The organism is Candidatus Nanopelagicales bacterium, assembly GCA_030700225.1.
Lineage (GTDB): Bacteria > Actinomycetota > Actinomycetes > S36-B12.
Genome location: JAUYJT010000019.1, coordinates 1 through 17,561, shown reverse-complemented (window position 1 = coordinate 17,561; position 17,561 = coordinate 1). Strand labels below are relative to the sequence as shown.

Here is a 17,561-nt window from a genome sequence, read left to right as displayed (position 1 = left end):
CCGCGTGGTCCCTGGGAGGCGCGACCGACCTGGACTCGTTGGCCAGCGTCTGCTGGCCACATCACCGTCAACTCGACCTCGGCCGGTGGGAACTGACCCGCGACACCGAGCCAGACCAACCCGGGGCGGGCCAACCCGGGGTCGGGGAACCCCCCGCAGGCGATCCATCCCAGCCGTGGTGGACCGTCACCCCAACACCGCGACACCGATGGCGAAGACCCCCGCCCTAGCCGGAGGCGGTACGGGACGGGTTCCTGCGGGGGCCGAGCACAGCCCCGCAGCCGCCCACAGGGCAGCCCAACAACCCCGAATACAGGTCGCGTTCGACTGCTGCGGCGTCTACCCCTACTGTCATCATCGGGTGCACTCCTATGCACCAAGACGGCCCTTCCGTGTCCGTTAAGACAAACGGAGGGGCCGTCGCCCATCCTTCGCTACATCCTCACTATGACGACGCACATGAACAACTACATGACCGGGTCCCATGCGGCCCTCGCGTCGCTGAAAGATCAGCCCACCGTGACGCCATCATCCTCAGCCAGCCTGGCGGTCAACACATACGCTCGCGCCGTGGGCGGATTCAGTTGGCGCGGCGAGACGTTCGACCAGCTGAAGTTGGCTAGCTCTGAGACGCGCTGGCCCGGATACGCCAGGTTCGCCGGTCTACAGGAGAAGGGCTTGCGTGCTGAAGCCCTTCGCGAGATCACGGCTTTCGCCGAGAGTCTGCGCCAGGAGCCTCTCCAGGCGCGCTGGGACTTCGTCTCGTGGCTGTTGACCGAAGTCCTTGGCCCCGGCGTAATCACTCAGCCCGTGGTCCCGTTCCCACTCCGCTCGGCGGTTGTCGTACCCACTCTGCTGGAGTGGCGTGAGTCGCGTCCCGACGACCCGCGAGCAACCCTTTGGTTGGCCTCTCGCTTCGCGTCCGATCTTGCCGAGCACATCCCAGACGATCCAGAAGCGGTACTCCAGATACTCCGCGCGCAACTCGTACACACGCCGGATGCGGTCGAGATCAGACGACTGCTGGCCGACTTCCTCCTTGGCTACGTGGACAGCGCCTCGCATCACCTCATGGAGACCGTCTACCTAGACGACCCCGACACGAACCAGGCCAGGCTCGCCGAGGTTCGCGAACTCCTCGGGGACGACGTGCCGGGCGCTCAACCAGAGGACCCCCTGATTGCCGAGGCTCGGCGCGAGCAGGAGTTGCTCGACGCTTGGCGAGCCTTCGAGTCCGACGGCGGCCAGGACTTCCCGCAGTGGTGCAGTGACCACGGTGTGGAGCCTCCGGTCGGCAACGTCTACTACTACACGGACTAGGGTCCACGTTCCCCCGAAGCGCAGCCGGGACGGATGCGAGGATCGAACCGTGGCCGAGACCAGATCGCTCCGCGACGCGAAGCGCGACGCATTCGTCAAAGTCATAGACCGACTCGCCGGAACCACGGTTTCGGGCCGACCACTGAAGGCGCGGCGCAACGCGGGCATGCTCCGACTCGAAGTGGACCTGCCAGACGGCTCATCCGGCCTGATAGCGCTCCCGACGATCAAGGACGGCCTGTCAACGGGCGAGTTCGAGTTCGACCCGGCGGTCCTCCTCTACAACGGGCGGATCTGGAACGTGCTTCGCCAGTTGCCGCTGTGGCAGTGGTCCCACCCCCCTCGCGACGCGGTGCTCAGCGCGCGACCCCCTCGGCTTCGCGGGCGCGGGTTCCGCGTCGCCACCCCCGACGCCAAGGCGATAGGGGCTGAAGTGAACCTTGTGCGATCCGAGTGGATCCCGCTCTTGGAATCATTCAGCGGCCGATGGAGCGGCGCACTGGATCACACTCTTGCCCGACCACACGAGGTGGCCGCACCGTTCTCAACAGCCATCATCCTGGCGTTCCTGGCCGATCAGCGTGATCGGCTCGATGAGGCCCGCGCGTCTTCACAGACCTCGTCGGCTTTCTGGGACGCGGGCGAGATCCCAGACGTCGATAAGCACATCAACCAGATAGAAGCCCTCGTTGCTCTCTCCATCTGACCCCAGCCACTAGCTGCACCCGCTTGTCGATCCGCACCCTTCGCAGACGTAGCACGAACCGGCAGGCCGCATCTTGATCCCACAGGTCATGCACAGCGGGGCGTCAGCGGACTCGCCGGTTATCACTTCCATCAGTTCCGCGGTGGAATGGGCACCGCCGACGCCTCCAGACTCGATGTTCACAGGCGCTGACTGGCGCAAAGCATCTATGTCCAGATCCGCTTCGGACTCTTCCGCGATCGCCCCCTTCTCTCCGGCGAGAGCGCGTGCGCGTTCCTCGGCAGTGTGGATTCCCAGGGCCGACCGCTCCTCGTGCGGCAGGTAGTCAAGCGCCAACCGGCGGAATATGTAGTCCATGATCGACTGGGCCATCCGGATGTCCGGGTCATCAGTCATTCCCGCTGGCTCAAACCGCATGTTCACGAACTTGGATACGAACGCGTCCAGCGGCACACCATATTGCAGGGCAATCGAGACCGCTATCGAGAAGGCGTCCATCACGCCAGCCAATGTTGAACCCTGCTTGCCGAGCTTGAGGAACACCTCGCCCAAACCATCGTCAGGGTACGAACCAGCAGTCATGTAGCCTTCCGCCCCGCCTACAGCGAACGAAACGGTCTGCGAAGGACGCTTCTTCGGGAGCCTGCGACGGGTGGGACGCTGTTGGCTTTCCTCATCGGAATCAGCGGACGCGGCCTTTGAGCCGGACAGCGGCTGACCCACCTTGGAAGCGTCGCGGTAGATAGCCAGGGCTTTCAGTCCCAGTCGCCACCCCTGATAGTAGATGTCCTCGACGTCCTCGACCGTTGCCTCGCTGGGCAGGTTCACGGTCTTCGAGATCGCGCCGGACAGCATCGGCTGCACCGCGGCCATCATCCGAACATGCCCCATGGGGGTAATGGCGCGTTCGCCCACAGCACAGTCGAACACCGAATAGTGCTCCTCACGCAGACCGGGAGCGCCGAGCACATTGCCATTGGTCGCGATGTGCTCAACGATCGCCTCGATCGTCTCCTCGGGGTAACCAAGTTTGCGCAAGGCTCTCGGGACTGTCTGGTTGACGATCTGCATGGATCCGCCGCCCACGAGCTTCTTGAACTTCACCAAGGAGAAGTCCGGCTCGATCCCGGTTGTGTCGCAGTCCATCATGAAGCCGATAGTCCCCGTAGGAGCAAGGACCGTAGCCTGCGCGTTCCGCCAACCGTTCTTGGCTCCCATGTCAAGACACTCGCGCCAGGCATGAGCGGCCGCCTTGATCACGTCGCGGTCGAACGAGGACACGGACCTGATGGAATCCGTCGCGCCAGCGTGCTTGCGCATGACTCGGATGTGCGCCTCAGCGTTCCGCGCGTACCCCGCATAGGGGCCGACAACAGAGGCCAGTTCCGCGGACCGGCGGTAAGCCGTACCGGTCATTACGCTGGTCACCGCAGCCGCGAACGCCCGGCCGGCATCGGAATCGTATGCGAGACCCGACGCCATCAGAACAGCGCCCAGGTTGGCGTACCCCAGTCCGAGCTGGCGGAAGTCCCGCGTGGTCTGAGCTATCGCCTCTGTTGGGAAAGCCGCGAAACAGATAGAGATGTCCATCGCCGTGATGATCAGTTCCACGGCCTTGACGAAACGCTCGGTGTCGAACGTGTCAGTGTCCGACAGGAAGTTGAGCAAGTTGAGCGACGCCAAGTTGCAGGAGCTGTTGTCGAGCGACATGTACTCACTGCACGGATTGCTCGCCGTGATTCGGCCGGCCTCGGGATTGGTGTGCCAGTCGTTGATCGTGTCGTCGTATTGAATTCCTGGGTCAGCGCACGCCCAGGCAGCTTCGGCCATCTTGCGAAACAGTCGCTTGGCATCGACCTTCTCGATGACCTCACCCGTCGTGCGTCCAACCAAGGCAAACTCAGAATCGGAGTCAACCGCACGCATGAACTCATCCGACACCCGGACCGAGTTGTTCGCGTTCTGGTACTGAACAGACGTTATGTCGCGACCGTCGAGGTCCATCTCGTAGCCAGCGTCTCGCAGGACGCGGATCTTCTCTTCTTCCCGGACCTTGGTCTCAATGAACTCCTCGATGTCCGGATGATCCACATCCAGAACCACCATCTTCGCGGCCCGCCGAGTCGCACCACCGGACTTGATCGTCCCGGCGGAGGCATCAGCACCGCGCATGAACGACACCGGACCGCTCGCGGTTCCGCCAGAGGATCTCAACAGCTCCTTGCTGGAGCGAATCTTGGACAGGTTCAGACCCGCTCCGGAGCCGCCCTTGAAGATCAGGCCTTCCTCCCGGTACCAGTTCAAGATCGAATCCATCGTGTCGTCAACTGACAAGATGAAGCAGGCCGATACCTGCTCGGGGCTTGAGGTGCCGACGTTGAACCACACAGGCGAGTTGAACGAGAAGTGCTGATGAAGCAACAGCCAGATCAGCTCCTGTCCGAAGACCTCCGCGTCGGCCTCGGTCGCGAAGTATCCGTTGTCAAGGCCAAGGGTCACGTATCTGTCGACGACCCGTGTCAGGAGCTGCTTCAGCGACCATTCCCGGGACTCGGTGCCCAACGCTCCTCGGAAGTACTTCGTCGCGACGATCGTGGACGCGTTCACGCTCCATGACTCGGGGAATTCAACTCCAGGCTGCTCGAAGACAACCTCGCCCGTCCTCCAGTTCGTCTGCGTGACGTCTCGCCGCTCCCAGACGACCTCGTCGAATGGGTGGACTCCATCGGTGCTGAATGTGTGGCCAACCTTCAGGCCCCTGCGATCAGCGCTGATCTCCGTCATCCGACTCTCCTTCTACTGCGACTGGCTGCTCACCAGAGGTTTGGGCTGCTACTCCGCTGCGGGCTCGACGCCAGCCTGATCGTCACCAGCGGACCGAAGATCCGAGATCTCCTTCTCGAAATCCGCCAAAGAACTGAATCCCCTGTAGACAGACGCGAAGCGCAGGTACGCGACCTCGTCAAGGTCGCGCAACGGTCCCAGGATCGCCAGTCCCACCTCGCCGCTGGGGACCTCCGCGCACCCTGACTGCCTCACCGCATCCTCAACTTGCTGCGCCAGTCTGGCCAGGTCATCGCCGCTGACCGGTCTCCCCTGACACGCCTTGCTCACGCCTGCTACTACCTTCGCCCTGGTGAACGGCTCGGACGCCCCACTACGCTTCAACACGTTCAGGCTCGGTGTTTCCACGGTCGTGAAGCGTCGTCCACAGTCTGGGCACTGCCGACGACGGCGAATCAAGCTGGCCTCATCGCTCGCCCGCGAATCAACTACTCGCGAATCCGCCTTGCGACAGAAGGGGCACTGCATCTGGCAACTCCTCCGAATAGCGACCGACTACTGGCCGTCTCCTATCCGATGGACCTCTCGGTCACATCCGGACACAACCACAACCTGTAGACGAATCACATGCTCTTCACTACTAGATGTAGTGACACTAGAAGCTTCACAAGCGCTGCGCAAGGTCCCTGCGACTCTCGGCGTGTCGCCCTCACTCACCCTGTGTCGGCAACAATAGGACAGACCCCGTACGAAGCGCCGCCGCGCTACGACCATTCAGGGTAAGGATCCGATCGACCATCTCGCGTGGATCTCCGCCTCCGGTCATCGAACTAGCCAGATCCCAGACCGTGTCACCTGGTCCAACCACGTGCTCTCGAAGGGCGGGCACGGATTCAACAATCGCGCCATCCCCTCCAGATGTCCTCAGCGAAGTTCCGATCTCCAACGACGCACTCCCGTCAGCGCTGGTCGCGGGAGGCCACCACAGGACCACGCCCACGGCGAGCAGTAGCCCAGCGAGCCAGCGAGCCCTAGCTCTCCACCGCAGCTCCCCGCTGGCGCCGGGCCAGACCCCATCCGCCGCCTGCGACCGGGCTCGCATGCGCAATGGCTCCGCGATCCAGCTCGGTCGTGCGGTCATTCCACTCAGTTCAATAGCAAGGCTCGCCATGACACCTCTCCTTCAACTCCTGCCCACCCGCTCTGGTCGACAACGGTCGAACACCCGTTCGATGCTCTGCGATAGTTGTATCAGGAAGGTCCGACACGATCCAGATCTATTCGAACATTTGTTTGGCTGAGCCGCCAAGGCACGCTACTCTCATGCCGTAAGGGAATCGGCGACACCGCAAGCGACGGGAGTACGTCATGTCAGACCGAGACAGCGAAGAACGGACCAACCCAGGATCAGCCGCGAGCCGCGGGGCGGGTCATGGCCTGACCGAGCGGCAGAGGGCGATCCTGGAAGCGATTCACGCCTCGGTGACCGAGCGGGGATACCCACCCAGCATCCGCGAAGTGGGCCAGGCCACCGGTCTGACAAGCCCGTCGACGGTGGCGCATCATCTGCACACCTTGGAGCGGAAGGGGTTCCTGCGTCGTGATCCCCGCCGCCCGCGGGCCCTGGTTCTGACCGAGAAAGCGGAGTCAGTCACTGAGGTCAGTGCAGGACGTCGTCGCGATCGCGACCCGGCCCACGCGAAGATCATCGACCTCACCTCGGCATCTCCTGATGACACCGACGGCGCCGGGGGCACGTCCGGCGCTGTCTACGTTCCACTCGTCGGCAGAATCTCCGCTGGAGGTCCGATCCTGGCCGAACAGAGCGTGGAGGCAGTCTTCCCTCTGCCGCGGGAGATCGTCGGCCACGGGACCCTTTTCCTGCTTCGCGTTGTCGGAGACTCCATGGTCCAAGCCTCTATCTGTGACGGCGACTACGTGGTTGTGCGTGGGCAGCCTGAAGCTGAGAACGGCGAGATCGTCGCGGCTATTCTCGACGACGAAGCAACGGTCAAGACGTTGCGCAAGCGCGATGACCATGTCTGGCTGCTGCCGCAGAATCCGGCCTACGAACCAATCCTCGGAGACGACGCCAGGATTCTTGGCAAGGTCGTCAGCGTGCTCAGGCGTATCTGACTCATCCCGCTCGATCGCCTCCAACGCTGGCAGCACCTGACAAGCTCGGCGCGAGAGCCGAGTTCGCGCTGGCTGCCAATCGTGCCAGAGCCGCGAACGCCACTTCCTTGTCCTCCGTGCGCCAGAATGGCGGAAGAGAGCGCAGCAGGAATCCTGAGTAGCGGGCCTGAGCGATCCTGGGATCAAGAATCGCGAACACTCCGAAGTCGTCATCGCGCCTGATCAAACGACCGGCGCCTTGGGCGAGCAGGAGCGCGGCCCGAGGGACCGAGACTGACATGAACCCGCTGCCGCCAAGCGAGTCCACGCACGCCGAGCGGGCTTGCATGATCGGGTCATCGGGACGCGCGAAGGGAATCCGATCCATGATCACGCACAGGCATGAAGACCCCGGCACATCTACACCCTGGAACAACGACATTGTCCCGATCAGGACCGAACGCTCCTCGGTTCGGAACTCCTCGACCTGGCGCCCGACTGGCTCACCCCGGCGCTGGACCATCACTGTGACTCCAGAAGGTGCGGACTCGCCTACCGCCGCCCCCACTCGATCCACCGCCCTCCAGGAAGACAGCAACACCAATGTCCGGCCGTCAGCCGCTTCAATAAGCTCACTGACGCGTTCTATCGCCTCATCAGGCGGTCCATCGAGCCCGGGCCGGGGAAGATCGGCGCCGACGTAGAGCATCCCCTGCCGCTTGTAGTCGAACGAAGTCCCGACATCGATGCCAGTCCACTCAAGCGAACCGGATGCCCCTAACCCAAGGTCTGCGGCGATCGCGTCGAAGTCGCCACCGAGCGTCAGCGTCGCGCTTGTCAGGATCGCGGCTTTCGAGCTCAGCAAGCTGTTCGCGATCAGCGAGGACACCGACAAAGGAGCCACGGACAATCCTGGAGACGCGCCACCGACCCACGCGATATCCGAGTCGGACAACGACAACAGTCGCCCGGCCACAGCGTGGACCTCGTCAACGGCCGCCACCGCTCTATGGCGGCGGGCGTTGTCGCCATCAGCCAGGCCCGCCAGGTCTGAACGCGCGAGGTGAGCGGCATCACGCAACGCGGCGATCGGGTCGACTACCGACTCGGGAAGCTCCGTGAACCGCGTGGGCTCGAGCTCCAGCAGAGCGGACTCCAGGGCGTCGATCGCCTTACCCAACGGCTCCACTTGATGTGCGGAAAGCAGACCCCTAGCCAGCAGGGCGGAGCGCCTGGCCAGGCCCGGGGTCAATTCGACCGTTGCGGCGGATGTCATCCGAGCGACAAGTTCATGTGCCTCATCGATGACGAGAGTCGCGTGTTCCGGCACGAGCTGCGAGCGCTCCATGGCGTCCAACGCCAGAACCGCGTGATTGGTGACGACGATGTCGGCACTTGCAGCCTCCCCGCGTGCCCTTTCACTGAAGCATTCACCCGCGAACGCACAGTGAGACGGCCCCACGCATTCCCGTCCGGTCGCCGACAGGGAACGCCACACTCGGCCGTCTATGTCGCCTGGGTAGTCGTCCCGATCGCCGGTCTTCGTCCGGTCGGCCCATTCGCGCACAGACACGGCCTGGCGTTCGAGCCTGCCCAAGTCGATGCCCAGATTCAGCTCCTGCGACTCCTCGCCCATGTCCCCGCCCGCCAGACGAGCGCTGCACAGGTAGTTCCCGCGGCCCTTCAGGAGCGCGTAGCTGACCTGTCCGCCGTTCGCCGCGACGACAGCTGGCAGATCATTTCGAAGGAGCTGCCGTTGCAGTGCAAGCGTCGCGGTCGACACCACCGCGGGCCGCGATCCCGTCTGCGCAGCAGCCAGCGGGACCAGGTACCCGATCGACTTGCCCGTGCCGGTGCCCGCCTGGACGAGCAACACCTCGCGGGCAGCTATAGTCCGCGCGACCGCGGCGACCATCTTCTCTTGGCTCGGTCGGCGAGTACCACCCAGCTCGGAAACCACGCGGGCGAGCAACTGGTCATCCACCAAGTCACACTAGAGCCTCGCTGGCGTGCCCTCGGAGAGGGATCTCATATCTGGGGATCTTCCGCGTGTTGCCGATGCGCGGCCCCTGCATTGCCCTCGACAGCCAACCACTCCACCAGATCTGAGAAGGGCAGAGCCTCCGCGTACAAGTGCCCCTGTGCCCATTCACAACCCATGCCCTTGAGCAGGTCAGCCTGCTCTGTGGTCAATACGCCTTCGGCCACGGTGATCAGACCCAGGCTGTGCCCGAGCTTGGTAATGGACCGCATGACGGACTGCGCGCGGAAGCTAGTACCCAGGTCCGAAGCGAACGATCGATCGATCTTGAGGATGTCCAGTTCCATCGTGCCCAGACCGCTCAGCGACGAGTAGCCCGTGCCGAAGTCATCCAGAGCCACGCGGCAACCCATACCTCGAAGTCGGGAGATTATCGCCTGCGACAGCTCACTGGACTTGGCGACCGTGGATTCGGTCATCTCAACGATGATCAGTTCTGGATCTATCCGGGCCTGGTCAATCTGCTGTGCGATGTCATTGGGCAAATCGTCAGAGAACTCCATTGGAGACACGTTCACCGAGACCGTCAAGCCGGGGCATATATCCTGTAGCGCCGCTATGTCCGCGAACGCACGCTTGCGCACATCGTGATCCATCCAGGCCACTAGACCAGCGCGCTCGGCAAGCGAAATGAACGCTTCCGACCGCTCCCAGCGCCCTCCTGGAAGTCGGCGGCGAGCGAGCGCCTCGATGCTCACAGTCTTACCGTCGCGCAGTCGAACCACCGGCATGTAGTGCGGCACGAAGTCTTCGCGGGACAGCGAACGCTCAATCTCCTCGGTGGATCGCATCTGCTCCACGAGAGCGTTTCTCATCGCTGGCTCGTAACGGACCAAGGTCACTTCGGGATCAGCGGCCGAGCGTGCCACCGCTAGGTCCGCCCTCTCCAACAGCCCGGCTGACCCGACCCGCTCAGTAGTAGTAGTGGCGTATCCGGCCGCGACTCGGAATGAAACGCTATCGCCACCACTGAGCGGTATCGAGCGCAGTCCGGCACGGATCTCAGACACCGTTACCTCCACAGCGACATCGATCTCCTGATCGCGCAGAAGAAGCGCGAAATCGTCCCCGCTGATCCTCGTCACCGCCAGGATTGGTCCGCGTGACCTTTCGAGCACGTCGGCCACGCCGCGCAGCACCTCGTCGCCTGTCGCATGCCCCCGGGTGTCATTGAGCGCCCGGAACCCAACCAGGTCGATCTCCACTACGGCAAGACCGCTAGAGGAGGCGACTTCGAGCGCGTCCTCAACTGTTGCCAGAAACGCTTCGCGGCTGAGCAGACCAGTCAGGGCGTCCCGTTTCCGAGATTCCCCCAACAAGGCCCGCATCCTCCGGGTGTCGGTCACGTCGTGGCCGGTTAGCACGTACCCCTCTGACCCCAGCCCTGTCAACGCCGAGACCGCGAAGCGGATTCCGCGCTCCCCGCCGGCCGCGTCGACGACCGTTACTTCCACGTGTGCGTACGCCTTGGCCTCGCCGAGCCCGGCCGCGTCGACCACTGCCTCCCGGGTCAATCCGCTGGATATGCAATCCACGGATCTTCCTAGAAGATCCTCTGGCTTCACACCGACTAGACGGGACACCGAAGGACTGACGTACACGATCTTGGCGCCCCTGTCGGTCACCAGAACCAGTTCCTTGCTGTCTCTGATCAACGTCTGGAACCACGCCTGTCCAGTGGCCTGATGCAACGTTGAACTCGCGACTGCGACCGATGCCCGGCGCACATCTTCCGCCGCGATGTGACGCAACCAAATCACGGTGAGCATGAGGGCCAGGAGGATGCCAGCGACCGCGCCAGCCGCAACCCCGGAGGCCGGGAAACCCTGCACAAGCAGAAGCAGCAGCCCACCCGCTGCCAAGGCGACCGGACTCAGCGGGACGATGCTGGACCAAGTGTCACGCAACCACAGGTCACGAGGACGCTCATGCTCGTTCGCAGGGCGATCGGTGAACGTGACCATCAGCATCGCGGATGCGACGTAAGCGGGAGACGTGAACGCGACCACGGCCTCGCGGTCGAATCCCAAGACAACATCCGACAGCGCGCTAGCGCACACATACACCAGGACCGACAGTTGCAGCGGAACGACTTGGACGATGGGCAGGCGCGAGCGGCGCCTGGATGCCGCAGCCAGCACCAAGACCGCGATCACCGTCGCGAACTGCACACCTATCGAACCGGACGGCACGGACCTGGACTCCATCGTGTCGAAGTCCAGTCCGGGGAACATCAGGATCGTCCAGATGATCGCGGCGCCCAGCGCGCCCACCGCGGCGTCCGCGACGATTCCCTGCCATTGGCGGCTCTCCAGACCGGAGGGCCACGCAAGCCCGAACAGACACACCACAAGCACGGGAGCAGCGAGCAGGAACGGGATCGCGTCCGCTGGCACGCCGAAGATCTGCGCGTCAATATCATCCAGTACCGCCGCGACTGCCTGTGCTCCCAACAGCAGCGTCATGGCGACCATGAGGATTCGCAGCCAGACTCCGGACTGACCCGGCTCGCGCCGCGCTCGATCAACGCCGCTGACGAGCACAGCGACAGCGCTGAACATCAGCCCCGCCGCCGATAGCAAGCCACCCGCCTGACTCTCGAAGATCATGTAGCTAGCACGGTCAAGGAGTAGGAGTACCAGCGCCGTCAGAACCAGGAGCGCCGAAACCACCAGTAGCGCCACTGACGCGTGGGTGACAGCACCAGGCGCCTCCCGCGGTTCGGCGCTGCCCGGCCTCCCTGGTGACACGTCCATCGCTATGCCGACCTGTCCCAGTCTGGCCACGGATTGCCAGGCGTCACGGCGAACTCGCGAGTACGTTCGGCCAGCCAAGCTGGAACCGACGCCTCAACCGCCGCACCTCTGGCGACGTACTGGCACCGGGCGACGTCCCCGCGGGCGTAGATCAGCGACACGACGTCTCCCCGGTCGAAGGGGACGACCAACCTGACGGCGACCGCGGGCGCGGGGATCTCCGCCTCCAGCTTCTCCATCAGTTCGGGCATGCCATCGCCTGTGAGCGCGGACACCGCCAAGGCCGATGGGGCGAGCCGTCGGATGAGTGTCAGCGCCTCCGGCCTGGCGATGTCAGCCTTGTTGACAACAATGAGTTCGGGAATGTCGTAGGCATCGATTTCCGCGAGCACCGCACGTACCGCGCGCACCTGAGCGACCGGATCTGGGTCGGACCCGTCCACCACGTGAAGCAGTAGGTCCGTACGTCGCACCTCCTCCAAGGTCGAGCCGAATGACTCGACGAGCTGGTGCGGAAGGTGACGCACGAAGCCGACAGTGTCTGAGATCGTGAACTCCCGGCCAGAGGAAGTCTTGGCGCGCCGGACGGTTGGATCCAAGGTCGCGAACAACTCGTCGCGAACTAGCGCGTCGGCACCAGCGATTCTGTTGAACAGACTCGACTTGCCAGCGTTGGTGTACCCGACGATCGCCACAGCGGGCACTGCCCTTCGCTGCCTGTCATGTCGCTGTACATCACGTGTCTTCCCCATGGACGCGAGCTGCCTGCGCAGCCGAGCCATCTGGGTACGAATCCTCCGCCGATCTGTCTCGATCTTCGTCTCACCGGGGCCGCGGGTACCGATCCCACCTGCCTGGCGGCTCATGGACTCTCCCCATCCGCGCAGGCGCGGAAGCATGTAGCGCAGTTGCGCCAACTCGACCTGGGTCTTGCCTTCGCGGCTCTTGGCGTGCTGGGCGAAGATGTCCAGGATCAGCCAGGTGCGGTCCACTACCTTGACCCGAACGACCTCCTCAAGCTTGCGCAACTGCCCAGGGGTCAGCTCACCGTCGCAGATCAGCGTGTCCGCCTCCGCCGTGGCAACGATCTCAGCCAACTCCTTGGCCTTGCCGCTACCCACGTACGTGGCCGGATCGGGTTTGTCCCTGCGCTGTATCAACGAGTCCAGCACAACAGAACCGGCAGTTTCGGCCAGCCTGGCCAACTCAGCCAGCGAGTTCTCCGCGTCCGCAGCGGTGCCGGTAGTCCAAACGCCCATCAGTACTACCCGTTCGAGCCGGATCTGGCGGTACTCGACTTCGCTGACGTCGCGCAGCTCAGTGGAAAGCCCAGGAACGCGGCGCAGAGTTTCCCGCTCGGCCGAGTGCAGAGCGCCGTCGGATGTGGCACCCGCGCGAAACTCGTCTCGCATCACTTGCGCCACCATTCCTCAAAGATCATTCCCTGCGCCACAAGAACGGCCGGACCGGTCAGGATCATCGACCCCTGCTCACTCCTGCTCACACGCAGCAAACCACCGGGGACCTCCACCCAGACGTCGCCCACACTGGATCGCCGTTCCATCATGACCCATGCGACGGCGCAGGCGCCGGTCCCGCAGGACAGAGTCGGTCCGACACCTCGTTCGTGGACTCTCATGCGCACGCGGTCGTCCGCGACGATCTGAACGAATTCCACGTTAGCGCCATGCGGGAAGACCCCAGCCGGCCCAACACTCGGCGCTACGTCCAAATCAGGCCCAACGTCGTCGATAACCACCGCGTGGGGGTTCGGCGCCGCCACGCCGACCGCGGGCCAGGTCCGGCCCGACACCGAAACCTGGACATCCCCAAGTCCACGTGCCCGTCCCATGTCCACCGACACGTCGCCGTCCCGCGGCACGTTCGCCGACACGATGCCCGCTCTGGTGGCGAAGGCGACGTCGCCCGCCTTGGCCAAACCCGCGTGGACCAGGTACCGGCCGAAGACCCTGGCTCCATTGCCGCACATCTCCGCGGTAGACCCGTCACTGTTGCGGTAGTCCATGAACCACCGCGCGTCCGATGCGAACCGAGCGGCGTCGGCGTCGTTCGCGCTCTCCACGACGCGCAAGACACCATCTCCGCCGATGCCAAACCGCCGGTCGCACAGCGCTGACACTTGAGCCGGAGTCAGGTCGAGCTTGCCCTCAGGATCGGGCAGGATGACGAAGTCGTTTCCGGTTCCCTCCCCCTTCAGGAACGGCACGGCCGTCAGCGGATCGCTGGTCACAAACTCAGCGTAGGCGCTCGCCACTCCTGGCATGGACCAGCTTGGCAACCTCGTAGGCTTCCTCAACCATCCGCAGCACGTTTGGCCAGGTCTGGTCCGGTTCTGTGCTGGTGTTGTGGCTGGTTATGCGGCCGCGCAGGTTGTCATCAAGCGCCAAGCGCACGATAGCGTCGGTCATACCGGCGTCGTCATCGACCAGGAGACCCTCGCGCTCGTCCCTGACGAACTCGGTCAGGCCAGTCTGGGAACGTGCGATGATTGGCAATCCGGTCGACCTGGCCTCCAGCGCCGCCAGGCCAAAGCTCTCCTTGATCGACGGCTGAATGAACACGTCGGCGCGGACATACAGATCACGCAGCGCGGACCGGTCCAGCCGTCCAAGCAATTCGACTCGATCAGCGAGCCCGGAGCTGACGATCTGTGCTTGAAGCCGATGGAATTGCGGCCCGTCTCCGGCGATCCTCAGCGTCATGCGGCGCCGGTCCGAGACCTCCTGGCAGGCGTCGGCGAACATGGACAGCAACGCCTTCGCCCGCTTCCGCGGCGCCAGCCTCATGGCGGCTACGAACCGGACCGGCACAAGCGGGTCAGGCTCACGCACTTGAATCCGGCCCTGAGAACTCCACTGATCCGCGTCGACGCCGTTGGGGGTCACGAGCACTCGGACCCCAGGCCCCGCGACCATTCTGATTCGCTCCGCGGCCATCTCGCTGACCGCAGCGGGCACGACGCCGGACTTGCTCCAGCCGATCAGCTTGTCGGCCAAACCGTAGCCAGATCGCGTCGCCGGACCCCAGACGCTGTGCACGGTGACGAGTGTCGGCAGTCCCACTCTGACAGCCGCTCTGATTCCACCCCAGGCGAAAGGAGAGACAACGCCCAGGTGCACGTGGACCGCATCAGGCGCGAGGTCACGCAGCATCGGCTCGACGTAGTGAACCGTGCGTGGGTGAATAGGCACCTCGAACGGAAGGCGCGCGGTAACTCTTTCGACATTGACACCGTTGACGACTTCTCTGCCCTGACGGACTTCGTGTCCGGGAGTCGCCGTAATCACTGTGACGTTCATGCCTGAAACGACTTGTCGCCGGGTCAGCTCGGATACCTCGACCTCGATTCCGCCCAGACGCGGCAAGAAACAATCACTGATGTGAACAACGTGCATCGGCAGCCTCCAGTCGTGCAGAGGCTATCGACCCAAGGCACTTCCCGAGCGTTCCATCTGCATAATGTCCTCCACTGCGCGAAGATTCCCGCATGCCCGCCAGTATCGTGTTCTTCCACGCCCACCCCGATGATGAAGCCCTGCTGACAGCCGGAACGATGGCGAGAGCCAGTGCGGAGGGGCAGCGGGTCGTCCTGGTCACCGCCACGGACGGGGCGGCCGGACTCGCGTCGGCGGACATGAGCTGCGGAGGGCTAGGCAGGCGCCGCCTGGGTGAGCTCGCTCGCTCTGCCAGGATCCTGGGCGTGTCCCGCACCGACCTGCTCGGCTACCAGGACTCCGGATTGGACGGCCACTCCCCGAGCGGCCAAGGCAGGGCATTCTGCGATGTTCCATCAGACGAAGTTGCTGGTCGGCTGCGTCTGATCCTCGAGGAAGAAAACGCCTCAGTGCTCGTCGTCTACGACGAACAAGGCGGATACGGTCATCCCGACCACAAGCACGTTTACCGCTGCGGACTGGCCGCCGCCGCCGACTCAGGAGTCCAACGAGTATTCGCGGCCACCGCCCCGAGAGAACCCTTCGCCTGGGCGGTGCGCGCCGCTGGGGCGGTCGCCACCTTCCCCGCTGACTTCGACCCAGATCAGTTCGAGTACGCCTTCACCCCGAACCGCCTGATCACGCACCGAGTCGATGTCCGCGACTTCTGCGACTTCAAGCGGGCGTCCATGCGCGCGCACACCAGCCAGACCACGGGTGCCAGTGTTCGGACCCTTAGTGCACTACTGAAACTACCTCGACCTGTCTTCCGCTCAATCCTCGGAACGGAGTACTACCGGCGGCTCCGCTGACCCTCAACCCACCGATTGATTGTGCTAGGTAGGTCGGCGCGGCGCGGCGCGGATGAATCGGTCGGCGGGTTCAGGCTCAAGGCAGCTAGATGATGCGAAGGTGAGTAGCCGGGGGGAGTTGCACCCCCCGGCTCTCGCAGAACCGGACGTGACGGTCTCCTGTCATCCGGCTCCCACGGGTCAGCGTGTGGGGATAGGGGTTAGTTGCCAGTGGACGAACAGGGCTGGCTCGCGGTCCTTTATGGCCTGCAGCCAGTCCCATGCCCGCTTGGGCTTGCCCCTGAGTCGTTTGTGTTGGCGCATCGCCCAGCGAATGAGGTTCTGGTTGATGCGCCATGACAGGAAGGCCAACTTGGAGCGGTAGAAGGCTCCGTAGTAGTTGACCCATCCGCGCACGACCGGGTTGATGTAGGCGGCGATCGCCGCCAGTTTCGACCCGTCCCAGCGTTGCAGCCGCCAGTTCCTTATGGTCTTGCCGACTGCTTTCCTGGCCTTGTCGCTGATCGCGGGCAGGAACCCGACGAAGTAGCCCTTGGGCCCCTTCGCCCGGCGTGCCCGGAAGGTGTAGCCGAGGAAGTCGAAACCGACGTGTTCGGCTTCATCCTCGGCTCGGTTGCCGTCTTGGCAGTACACCACCTTGGTCTTGGCGGGATGCAGCCGCAGCCCCAATCCCGCCAGCCGTTCCGCGACCGCGTCGCGGACCTGCTCGGCCTTGGCCTTGGTGTCGCAGTGGACCACCACGTCATCCGCGTACCGTTCGAACGGGCTGTCGGGGAACTCCCGGTCCATCCACATATCGAACGCGTAATGCATGAACAGGTTCGCCAACAGCGGCGAGATCGGCGACCCTTGCGGGGTCCCCTTCTCCCGCGCCACCAGCGTCCCGTCCGGCATCCGCATCGGCGCCCGCAGCCACCGCCGCACATACAGCAACACCCACCGTTCCCGGGTGTGCGCGGCCACCGCCTTCAGTATCAGGTCATGCGGCACGCTGTCGAAGAACGCCTGGATGTCCAAATCGACCACCCACGCCCGCCTCCAACACCGCTTGCGTGTCACCGCCACCGCGTCCAAGGCGCCTCGCCCCGGCCGATAGCCGTAACTGTCCCGATGGAAGATCGGCTCCACCAACCGCTCCAACACCATCGCCGCAGCAGTCTGAGCCACCCGGTCTGCCACATTCGGCACCCCGAGCACCCGGACCCCAGCCCCGGCGTCCTTGGGGATCTCCACCGCCCGCACCGGCCCGGGCAGGTAACTGCCCGAACTCATCCGATTCCACAGCTTGTACAGGTTGTTCCTGACATCACTGCCGAACACGTCGATGCTGACCGCGTCCACCCCCGGCGCGCCCCGGTTGCCCCGGACCCGCCCCCACGCACCCGCTATCAGGTGCTTATCGATCTCAAACGACTTCCCCGACGGCCTCGATCCACCCCGACGCTCCTCCCCAACCTGGGTTGGCGTCACGGCGACCTGACCCGCCCGGCCCCTTCGCTCCAGCCCCATTACAGAACCATCATCACTACTACGAGCCGGTCCGCCCCTGTGCCCCGCGGTACTCAGCCGCTC

13 protein-coding genes are annotated in these 17,561 nt (G+C 64.1%); 4 read left to right on the top strand and 9 right to left on the bottom strand.

Going from position 1 to position 17,561, the window contains the following annotated elements:
- The first annotated feature begins 447 nt into the window (after nucleotides 1–447).
- Nucleotides 448–1,320, top strand: coding sequence for a hypothetical protein (locus tag Q8P38_02405; GenBank protein MDP4013464.1), 873 nt, complete (start codon nucleotides 448–450; stop codon nucleotides 1,318–1,320).
- 49 nt (nucleotides 1,321–1,369) lie between these two features.
- Nucleotides 1,370–2,026, top strand: coding sequence for a hypothetical protein (locus Q8P38_02400; GenBank protein ID MDP4013463.1), 657 nt, complete (start codon nucleotides 1,370–1,372; stop codon nucleotides 2,024–2,026).
- 9 nt (nucleotides 2,027–2,035) lie between these two features.
- On the opposite strand, the gene Q8P38_02395 is transcribed toward Q8P38_02400, so the two are convergent.
- The 3 genes from Q8P38_02395 to Q8P38_02385 all read right to left on the bottom strand — a co-directional run bounded on the left by Q8P38_02395 (nucleotide 2,036) and on the right by Q8P38_02385 (nucleotide 5,981).
- Nucleotides 2,036–4,810, bottom strand: a complete 2,775-nt coding sequence (locus Q8P38_02395; protein MDP4013462.1) for a vitamin B12-dependent ribonucleotide reductase — start codon at nucleotides 4,808–4,810, stop codon at nucleotides 2,036–2,038.
- Nucleotides 4,811–4,858: 48 nt separating this feature from the next.
- On the bottom strand, nucleotides 4,859–5,338 hold the full coding sequence (gene nrdR, locus Q8P38_02390) for a transcriptional regulator NrdR (GenBank protein MDP4013461.1): 480 nt from the start codon (nucleotides 5,336–5,338) through the stop codon (nucleotides 4,859–4,861).
- A gap of 181 nt (nucleotides 5,339–5,519) precedes the next feature.
- Nucleotides 5,520–5,981 (bottom strand): LysM peptidoglycan-binding domain-containing protein, encoded by a 462-nt coding sequence (locus Q8P38_02385; GenBank protein MDP4013460.1) that lies wholly within the window; start codon nucleotides 5,979–5,981, stop codon nucleotides 5,520–5,522.
- Between the two features lie 197 nt (nucleotides 5,982–6,178).
- Between Q8P38_02385 and lexA the strand changes: the two genes are divergently transcribed.
- Complete coding sequence (lexA, locus tag Q8P38_02380; GenBank protein ID MDP4013459.1) at nucleotides 6,179–6,946, top strand: transcriptional repressor LexA; 768 nt, start codon at nucleotides 6,179–6,181, stop codon at nucleotides 6,944–6,946.
- Nucleotide 6,947: 1 nt separating this feature from the next.
- On the opposite strand, the gene Q8P38_02375 is transcribed toward lexA, so the two are convergent.
- Genes Q8P38_02375 through Q8P38_02355 form a run of 5 tightly spaced genes read right to left on the bottom strand, consistent with a single transcriptional unit; the run spans nucleotide 6,948 to nucleotide 15,138 of the window.
- Complete coding sequence (locus tag Q8P38_02375; GenBank protein ID MDP4013458.1) at nucleotides 6,948–8,909, bottom strand: ATP-dependent DNA helicase; 1,962 nt, start codon at nucleotides 8,907–8,909, stop codon at nucleotides 6,948–6,950.
- A 44-nt stretch (nucleotides 8,910–8,953) separates the two neighbouring features.
- On the bottom strand, nucleotides 8,954–11,800 hold the full coding sequence (locus Q8P38_02370; GenBank protein ID MDP4013457.1) for an EAL domain-containing protein: 2,847 nt from the start codon (nucleotides 11,798–11,800) through the stop codon (nucleotides 8,954–8,956).
- Nucleotides 11,725–13,149 carry a GTPase HflX gene (hflX, locus tag Q8P38_02365; GenBank protein MDP4013456.1) on the bottom strand — a complete coding sequence of 475 codons (1,425 nt, stop codon included), beginning with the start codon at nucleotides 13,147–13,149 and terminating at the stop codon, nucleotides 11,725–11,727. Before hflX ends, Q8P38_02370 begins: the two co-directional genes overlap by 76 nt.
- Nucleotides 13,134–13,973 carry a diaminopimelate epimerase gene (dapF, locus tag Q8P38_02360; GenBank protein ID MDP4013455.1) on the bottom strand — a complete coding sequence of 280 codons (840 nt, stop codon included), beginning with the start codon at nucleotides 13,971–13,973 and terminating at the stop codon, nucleotides 13,134–13,136. The genes hflX and dapF overlap by 16 nt, the downstream gene beginning before the upstream one ends.
- A 4-nt stretch (nucleotides 13,974–13,977) precedes the next feature.
- Nucleotides 13,978–15,138, bottom strand: coding sequence for a glycosyltransferase family 4 protein (locus tag Q8P38_02355; GenBank protein ID MDP4013454.1), 1,161 nt, complete (start codon nucleotides 15,136–15,138; stop codon nucleotides 13,978–13,980).
- Nucleotides 15,139–15,230: 92 nt separating this feature from the next.
- On the opposite strand from Q8P38_02355, the gene Q8P38_02350 reads away from it, so the two are divergent.
- Complete coding sequence (locus tag Q8P38_02350; GenBank protein ID MDP4013453.1) at nucleotides 15,231–15,989, top strand: PIG-L family deacetylase; 759 nt, start codon at nucleotides 15,231–15,233, stop codon at nucleotides 15,987–15,989.
- A 180-nt stretch (nucleotides 15,990–16,169) separates the two neighbouring features.
- Here the strand turns inward: Q8P38_02350 and ltrA are convergent, their stop codons facing one another.
- Nucleotides 16,170–17,498 (bottom strand): group II intron reverse transcriptase/maturase, encoded by a 1,329-nt coding sequence (gene ltrA, locus Q8P38_02345; protein ID MDP4013452.1) that lies wholly within the window; start codon nucleotides 17,496–17,498, stop codon nucleotides 16,170–16,172.
- Between the last annotated feature and the right edge of the window lie 63 nt (nucleotides 17,499–17,561).